We start from the raw sequence: 7,710 nt of genomic DNA on the forward strand, positions 1-7,710 counted from the left end.
GCTCCCCGTCGCGGTACTCGCCGCCGTCCTCGGCGCGGTCACCCTCGGCGCCCCCTCCCCCGCGTCGGCGTCGAACACCGCCGACGGCGGGGACTACCTCGTCGGGCGAGGCATCTCCGATGTCACGGGCGAGGCCGCCGAGACCGGGATGATGGGCTACTCCAGCTTCGACCAGAAGACGTCGGGCATCCATCAGCGGCAGCGGTCGCGCGCCTTCGTCGTCGTCGACCGGTCGAGCGGCAAGCGCGTGGTGTACGTCAACGCCGACCTCGCGATGATCTTCCAGTCCGTCCAGCAGGGGGTCATCGCCCGTCTGAAGGAGCGTTACGGAGACCTGTACGACGAGGAGAACGTCCTGCTGTCGGCCACCCACACCCACTCGGGGCCCGGCGGCTACTCCCACCACGTCGCCTACAACCTCTCCGTCCTCGGCTTCCAGAAGGAGACCTACCGGGCGATCGTCGACGGCATAACGGACTCCGTCGCCCGGGCCCACGAGGACCTGAAGCCCGGCACGATGAGCCTGGGCACGGGAACCCTCACCGACGCCAGCGTCAACCGCTCCCGCGAGGCGTTCGACCGCAACCCGGCGGCCGACCGGGCGGCCTTCCCGGACGCGATCGACCCGGCGATGACCGTCCTGCGCTTCCGGCAGGGCGACAGGGACGCGGGCGCGATCAGCTGGTTCGCCACCCACAACACCTCGATCACCAACAAGAACACCCTCATCAGCCCCGACAACAAGGGCTACGCCGCCTACGCCTGGGAGCACGACCACGAGGGCGTGCGCTACCTCGACGACACCCCCGGCTTCGTCGCGGCCTTCCCCAACACCAACGCCGGCGACATGTCGCCGAACCTCAATCTGAAGCCGGGATCCGGTCCCACCGAGGACGAGTTCGAGAACACGCGCGTCATCGGTGAGCGCCAGCTCGACAAGGCCCGCGAGATCTACGACGACACACGGCCCGTCTCCGGAGGGGTCGACTCCCGGCTCGCCTACGTCGACATGGAGAACGTGACCGTACGGCCGGAGTACACCCCGGACGGCAAGGAGCACCGCACCTGCCCCGCCGTCGTGGGCGCGTCCACGCTCGCGGGCAGCGTCGAGGACGGTCCCGCGATCCCCGGCTTCGAGGAGGGCACGCGCACCCCGGTCGCGGGCATCATCGACGCCTTGCGCATCGACACCCCGTCCTGGCTCGCGACCTGCCAGTACCCCAAGGCGAGCCTGATCCCCACGGGGCTGCTGAGCAACGTCCACCCGGTCACGCCGAAGCGCCTCCCGCTCCAGATCATGAAGATCGGCGAGCTGCACCTGGTGGCCGCCCCGGGCGAGTTCACGATCACCTCCGGCCTCCGCGTACGCCGTACGGTGGCCGAGCGGCTGGGCGTCCCGCTGGACCGCGTCCTGCTCCAGGGGTACGCCAACGCCTACAGCCAGTACGTGACGACGCCGGAGGAGTACGACACCCAGAACTACGAGGGCGGCTCCACGCTGTACGGCCGCTACACCCTGCCCGCCTACCAGCAGGAGTACGCCCGGATCGCGGACTCACTGCGCGAGGGGACCACCCTGGAGCGGGGCGCTACGCCTCCTGACGAGTCGGGCCGGCAGTTCACCTTCCAGACCGGGGTCGTGTACGACAACCCGCCCGCCGGCAAGGCGTTCGGGGGCGTCCTGAAGGCCCCGGAGACCTCGTACGCGCGCGGCGCCACCGCGACCGTGGAGTTCGCCACCGGACACCCGAAGAACAACGTCCGCCGGGGCTCCACCTTCCTTGAGGTGCAGCGGCTGGAGAACGGCACGTGGCAGCGGGTGCTGGACGACGGTGACTGGGAGACCACCTACCGGTGGACGCGGCTGAACGGTCTGACCGGCACCTCGAAGGCCACGATCGCCTGGGACATCTCGGCGGACACGGCACCCGGCACGTACCGGATCGTGCACCACGGGGACGCCAGGAGCCTGCTCGGGAAGATCACGCCGTTCACCGGGACGACCGGGACCTTCACCGTGAACTAGACAGTCAGGACGTCCGCGGGGTGGGCTGGAACCAGGCGGGGCCCTCGGTGAGGGCCTGCTTGATCCGGAACAGGGCGAACTCGCCGAGCGGCGGGAGCCCGTCCAGCGGGAACCAGCCCACCTCCAGCGACTCGTCGTCGTTGACGCGCGCCTCGCCGCCGGTCGCCCGGCAGCGGAAGGTGACGTCGAGGTACTGGCAGATGTCGCCGTTCGCGTACTGCACGCGCTCCAGCGCCTGCGTGAGCACCACCCGTTCGGCCACACAGTGCACGCCGGTCTCCTCCAGCACCTCGCGCTCCGCCGTCGCCGCCGGCTCCTCCCCCGGTTCGGAGATCCCGCCGATGACGGACCACTTACCGGTGTCCGCGCGCCGCCCGAGCAGCACACGGCCCTCGTCGTCGAGGACGATGGCCGTCACCCCGGGCAGCAGGAGCAACTGGTGCCCGGCGGTGGCGCGGATGTCACGGATGAAGTCGGGAGTAGCCATGGATCCGAGCCTACGTGGCCGGGCCAGGTGCTACTGCCCGGTCCCCCGACTCCGGCGGGCCCGGAACGCCGAGACGCCCACCCGGCCCAGGCCCGCCAGGGCCAGCAGCGCGAGGACGCCCTCGGGCAGGGGGCCCATCCGGGTGGCGGGGGTGAGCGAGGAGCGCAGCGGGACCTCGTCGACGAGAGCGTCGGGGGTGAACATCCCGCTCTTCTCGACGATCGTGCCGTCCGGGCGGATCACCGCGCTGACCCCGCTGGTGACGGGAACGACGACGGCCCGGCCGTGCTCGACGGCCCGCACCTGGGACATGGCCAGCTGCTGGTAGGTCATCTCGCTGCGGCCGAACGTCGCGTTGTTGCTCGGCACGGCGATCATCTGGCCGCCGTGGGTGACGGTGTCGCGTACGGCGTCGTCGAAGGCGGCCTCGTAACAGGTCACGAGCCCCACCTTCGTCCCCGCGAGGTCGAAGACGCCGACCTCGGTGCCGGGGACGAACTCGCGCTGCACCCGGTCGACGTCCTCGCTGAAGAAGCGGGCGACGGTGCGCATCGGCATGTACTCGCCGAACGGCTGGATGTGCCGCTTGTCGTAGGTGTCGACGGGGCCCTGTTCCGGGTCCCACTCGATCAGGGTGTTGCGGAGGCTGTCGGAGCCCTTCTCGACCACCGAGCCGACGACCGTGGGGGCGCCGATCGCCTTGACGGCGTCGTCGATGACCTGGCGGGCGTCCGCGTTGAGGTACGGGTCGAGGTCGGAGGAGTTCTCCGGCCACAGCACGAAGTCGGGCTGCTTCTCCTTGCCCGCCTTCACGTCCTCGGCCAGCTGCGCGGTGCGCCGGGCGTGGTTGTCGAGGACGGCGCGGCGCTGGGAGTTGAAGTCGAGGCCCAGGCGCGGCACGTTGCCCTGGATCGCGGCGACGGTGGCCGTGCCGTTCTCCGCCGAGTCGTCGACCAGGGGCAGCGCGGCGAGGGCCCCGGCGACCGGCACGAGGACGCTCACGGCGGCGCCGACGACGGCCGCGCGCGGGACCTTTCCGGTTGTGCGGTACGCGACGAGCTGTCGCACGGCCTCGCAGAGCCCGAAGCCGCACAGGACGACGGCGAAGGAGAGCAGCGGGGTGCCGCCGAGCGCGGCGAGGGGCAGGAAGACGCTCTCGGACTGGCCGAAGGCGATCTTGCCCCAGGGGAAGCCGCCGAACGGGATCCGGGCGCGGACCGCCTCGTCCAGCGTCCAGACCGCGGCCGCCCACACGGGCCAGTACGCGAGCCGGGTCACCGCGGTGATACCGACGCACCCCACCGCGATGAAGAGCGCCTCCGCGACGGCCAGGGCCAGCCATGGCACCGGGCCGACGTCCTCACCGGTCCAGTGCAGCAGCGGAAGCATGAACCCGAGGCCCGAGAGGAGACCGAGGCCGAAGGCGGACCGGAGCCGGCGCCCGTGCAGCACCCATCCCAGCAGGGCGAATCCGGGCAGCACGAGCCACCACAGGGGCCGGGGCGGGAAGCTCGCGTAGAGCAGCAGTCCGGACAGCACGGCGGCGGCCGGGCGGAGGAGCCGCGGCAGCAGTCCGGCGGCCGGGGAGGCCGTGGCGGGCGGCGGGTCGTCGACGGGAGTCATGGTGGCGCTCACCCGGCGGAGTCTACGGTGGGCGGCTGTGAGCGGCGGCGTTGACCTGCGTGGGGCGGGGACGCGGGCGGCTCCGGGGAGCCTCCCGGCCGACGGTGGGCGGCCCGGTCGGTCGCCGGGGCAGTGGCCGGCGGCCGGTGCGGCCCGGTCATGAGTCCGGTCAGTCGCCCGGTCGTTTCCCGGAGGCCGGCAGGTGCAGGCGTTGCCGGATGAACCGTACGGCCGTCTCCGCGTCGTCGACCGTGACGGTGAAGGTGCGGCCGTCGCCGAGGCGCAGGACCATGCCCTCGCCCTTGCGGACCACGACGGCGGTGCCCTGCTCGGGACGCCAGCGGTAGCCCCAGCCGCCCCACTGGCGCGGGTTGATCCGGGGGACGAAGTCCGCGCCCGTCACATGGCTGAGCAGGATCCGGCGGCGCGGCAGGCCGGCGTGGCCGCAGCGCACCTCCAGGCTGTCCCCGTCGACCTTGACGGACACGTGGACGAAGGCGAGCGTTCCGAAGAGGATCAGCAGTCCGGCGGCGAGGCAGCCGACCACCGACATGAGCAGCGGGGCGATGCCCGAGGTCCAGGCGCCGTCGACGGCCAGCTCGATGCCGAGCGCCACACAGCCCGCGCCCGCGAGGGCCAGCACCCACTGGATACGGTTGGTGGCGCGGCCGTTCCACTCCGTGGGCGGCGCCTGGCTCGACCCGTGCCTCGCACTCTGGGGGAGGTCCGTCATATTCAGCAGCGTAGCCGCGTTCCGGGTTCCCGGCCGGGGCTGCGGGGGCCGATCGGGCTACCCGGCCCCGATCCGCCGGGGGCTCCCCGGGGGCTCGATCAGCGGGCGGGCACCGCGGCGGCAGCCAGCATCCGGCCCTCGGTGTAGGTCAGGGCGGCCTGCGGGAGGGCTGCGGGGCGGCCTGCCTGGAGCACGGTGAGCCCGGCGGAGGGCTCGGCCGTCGGGGCGGGGTCCGCACCGATCCGGCGCAGCGCCTGGGCGGCGACCGCTCCGGCGGACCCGTGCAGGGCGAGCGGCGGGCGGCCGGGCCGCTGCACGGCGTCGCGGATCCGGGCCGCGACCAGCTCGTAGTGGGTGCAGCCGAGGACGACGGCCCGCACATCGGACGGGGTGAGGGCGGCGGCGGCCGCCACGGCCCGGTCGATCGCGGCCTCGTCGCCGTGCTCCAGGGCGTCGGCGAGCCCGGGACACGGGACCTCGGTGACATCCGCGGTCCCGCCGAAGTCACCGATCAGCCCTCGCTGGTAGGGGCTGCCGGTGGTGGCCGGGGTGGCCCAGATGGCGACGGAGCCGCCGCCCGCCGCGGCCGGCTTGATCGCCGGGACCGTGCCGATGACCGGCAGCGTGGGCTCCAGTTCGGCGCGGAGCGCCGGCAGGGCGTGGACGGAGGCGGTGTTGCAGGCGACGATCAGCGCGTCCGGCCGGTGGGCCGCGGCGGCACGGGCGACGTCCAGGGCGAGCGCGGTGATGTCCTCGGGGGTGCGGGGGCCCCAGGGCATGGAGCCGGGGTCCGAGGAGAGGACGAGTTCGGCGTCGGGCCGCAGGCGGCGCACTGCGGCCGCTGCCGCCAGCAGGCCGATTCCGGAGTCCATGAGCGCGATCTTCACCCGGTCACCCTAGCCGACAGCCCTTGCGGACCGGGCTCGGTGGGGCAGACTTCGGCGGATGAGCGCCGTTGCCTGGATCGCCGTGGGTTCACTGATCGCGTGGGTGTGGCTGCTGCTGGGGCAGGGCTTCTACTGGCGGACGGACCAGCGGCTCCCCCGGCGCACCGACCCGGCGCGCTGGCCGTCGGTGGCGGTGGTGGTGCCGGCCCGCGACGAGGCGGAGATGCTGCCGGTGAGCCTGCCGTCGCTGCTGGTCCAGGACTATCCGGGGGACGTCCGGATCATCCTCGTCGACGACTGCAGCAGCGACGGCACCGGGCAGTTGGCCCGGGATCTGGCCGGCCGGTACGGAGGGTTCCCGCTGACCGTGGTGACGCCCGGGGAGCCGGAGCAGGGCTGGACGGGCAAGCTCTGGGCCCTGCGGCACGGGATCGCGGTGGCCCGGCGGGACAAGCCGGACTTCCTGCTGCTGACCGACGCGGACATCGCGCACGAGCCGGACAGCCTGCGTGATCTGGTGGCCGCGGCCGGTTCCGGGGGCGAGGGCGGCTTCGACCTGGTGTCGCAGATGGCGCGGCTGCGGGTGGACAGTGTCTGGGAACGTCTGGTGGTGCCGGCGTTCGTCTACTTCTTCGGGCAGCTCTACCCGTTCCGCCGGGTGAACCGGGCCGGGTCGCGGACGGCGGCGGCCGCGGGGGGCTGCGTCCTGCTGCGCACCGAGGCCGCCGAGCGGGCGCGGATCCCGGACTCGATCCGGCAGGCGGTCATCGACGACGTGTCGCTGGCGCGGGAGGTACGGCGCAGCGGCGGCCGGATCTGGCTGGGGCTCGCGGACCGGGTGGACAGCGTGCGGCCGTATCCGCGGCTGGCGGATCTGTGGCGGATGGTCGCGCGCAGCGCGTACGCCCAACTGCGGCACAGTCCGCTGCTGCTGGCGGGGACGGTCCCGGGGCTGCTGCTGGTCTACGCGGCGCCGCCCGCGACGCTGGCGGCGGGGCTGCTGACGGGAGACGGGGCGGCGGCCTGGGCGGGCGGCGCGGCGTGGGCGGTGATGACGGCGACGTATCTGCCGATGCTGGCCTACTACCGGCAGTCGCTGTGGCTGGGGCCGCTGCTGCCACTGACGGCGGTGCTGTATCTGCTGATGACGGTGGACTCGGCCGTCCAGCACTACCGGGGGCGGGGCGCGGCCTGGAAGGGCCGCACCTACGCGCGCCCGGAGGCCGCGCCCGACCGGTGACGCCGCGCGGAGGCGTGCGGCCGGCCCGGGCGGGCGCGGCGGGTCACTTGCGGCCGGGCGTCCAGTTCATGCCCCAGCCGTAGGCGGCGTCGATGGTGCGCTGCGGGCTCACTCCCCGGTCCGGGACCAGGTAACGGGCTTCGCGCTGCACGGTGAGGTCGCCGCCGTTGTTGGTGATCAGGGCCAGGGCGCAGACGGTGGAGGGCACGGTGCACTCGTCGAGGGAGAAGTCGATGGCCGCGCCGTTCTGCGGCTGGAGGGTGACCGTGGCGTGGAGATCGGCGAAGCTGCGGGCGCCCTCGTAGATGGTGACGAAGATCAGTACACGCCGCAGCAGGTCCTTGTGGTCGAGGTTGATGGTCATGTTCTCGCCGCTGGAGAGAGCGCCGGTGCGGTCGTCGCCGTCGAGATGGATGAAGGGGGGCCTGTTCAGTGAGCCGAACGCGTTCCCGAGCGACTGCACGACGCCCTTCCGGCCGTCGGAGAGTTCGTACAGTGCGCAGAGGTCGAGATCGAGATCGGCGTGCATGGCGACGGCCCGGCCGAGCTTCGCTCCCCAGCTCTTGAACTGCTTGCGTACCTCCCAGTTGAGGTTGACGCGCAGGGCGCCGGACGTGCCGCCCTGTTTGGCGAGCGAGACGGACGGCGCGCTCTTCGTCAGTGTGATCTTGGTCAGCCGCACGGGCGTCGCGGCGGCCGGGGCCACGGGGGCGG

At 72.9% G+C, this 7,710-nt stretch carries 6 protein-coding genes and 1 pseudogene; 2 read left to right on the forward strand and 5 right to left on the reverse strand.

All coding sequences use genetic code 11. The annotated features are described in order from the left end of the window. Positions 1–2,026 (forward strand): neutral/alkaline ceramidase (locus HET64_RS33655; protein ID WP_215111013.1); only part of this gene is annotated, 2,026 nt, incomplete at its 5' end. 4 nt (positions 2,027–2,030) lie between these two features. On the opposite strand, the gene HET64_RS33660 is transcribed toward HET64_RS33655, so the two are convergent. The 4 genes from HET64_RS33660 to HET64_RS33675 form a co-directional block, all read right to left on the reverse strand. Beyond that, positions 2,031–2,513, reverse strand: a complete 483-nt coding sequence (locus HET64_RS33660; protein ID WP_215111015.1) for an NUDIX domain-containing protein — start codon at positions 2,511–2,513, stop codon at positions 2,031–2,033. A 30-nt stretch (positions 2,514–2,543) separates the two neighbouring features. Continuing rightward, positions 2,544–4,136 carry an apolipoprotein N-acyltransferase gene (gene lnt / locus HET64_RS33665; RefSeq protein ID WP_215111023.1) on the reverse strand — a complete coding sequence of 531 codons (1,593 nt, stop codon included), beginning with the start codon at positions 4,134–4,136 and terminating at the stop codon, positions 2,544–2,546. Positions 4,137–4,305: 169 nt separating this feature from the next. Then, the gene (locus HET64_RS33670; RefSeq protein WP_215111017.1) at positions 4,306–4,869 is read right to left on the reverse strand and encodes a hypothetical protein; all 564 of its coding nucleotides are present in this window, start codon (positions 4,867–4,869) and stop codon (positions 4,306–4,308) included. 98 nt (positions 4,870–4,967) lie between these two features. Then, positions 4,968–5,756, reverse strand: coding sequence for a glutamate racemase (locus HET64_RS33675; protein WP_215111019.1), 789 nt, complete (start codon positions 5,754–5,756; stop codon positions 4,968–4,970). 58 nt (positions 5,757–5,814) lie between these two features. On the opposite strand from HET64_RS33675, the gene HET64_RS33680 reads away from it, so the two are divergent. Next, positions 5,815–6,996 (forward strand): glycosyltransferase, encoded by a 1,182-nt coding sequence (locus HET64_RS33680; RefSeq protein ID WP_215111021.1) that lies wholly within the window; start codon positions 5,815–5,817, stop codon positions 6,994–6,996. Positions 6,997–7,039: 43 nt separating this feature from the next. On the opposite strand, the pseudogene HET64_RS33685 reads toward HET64_RS33680, so the two are convergent. Beyond that, positions 7,040–7,710, reverse strand: a pseudogene (locus HET64_RS33685) (Tellurium resistance); the annotation flags it as partial.

Origin of the sequence: Streptomyces sp. McG3 (genome assembly GCF_018619185.1) — a bacterium.
GTDB lineage: Bacteria > Actinomycetota > Actinomycetes > Streptomycetales > Streptomycetaceae > Streptomyces.

Coding starts and splice junctions, on each gene's coding strand:
- HET64_RS33660 (WP_215111015.1), bottom strand. CDS start 2,513: ATGGCTACTCCCGACTTCATCCGTGACATCCGCGCCACCGCCGGGCAC.
- lnt (WP_215111023.1), bottom strand. CDS start 4,136: ATGACTCCCGTCGACGACCCGCCGCCCGCCACGGCCTCCCCGGCCGCC.
- HET64_RS33670 (WP_215111017.1), bottom strand. CDS start 4,869: ATGACGGACCTCCCCCAGAGTGCGAGGCACGGGTCGAGCCAGGCGCCG.
- HET64_RS33680 (WP_215111021.1), top strand. CDS start 5,815: ATGAGCGCCGTTGCCTGGATCGCCGTGGGTTCACTGATCGCGTGGGTG.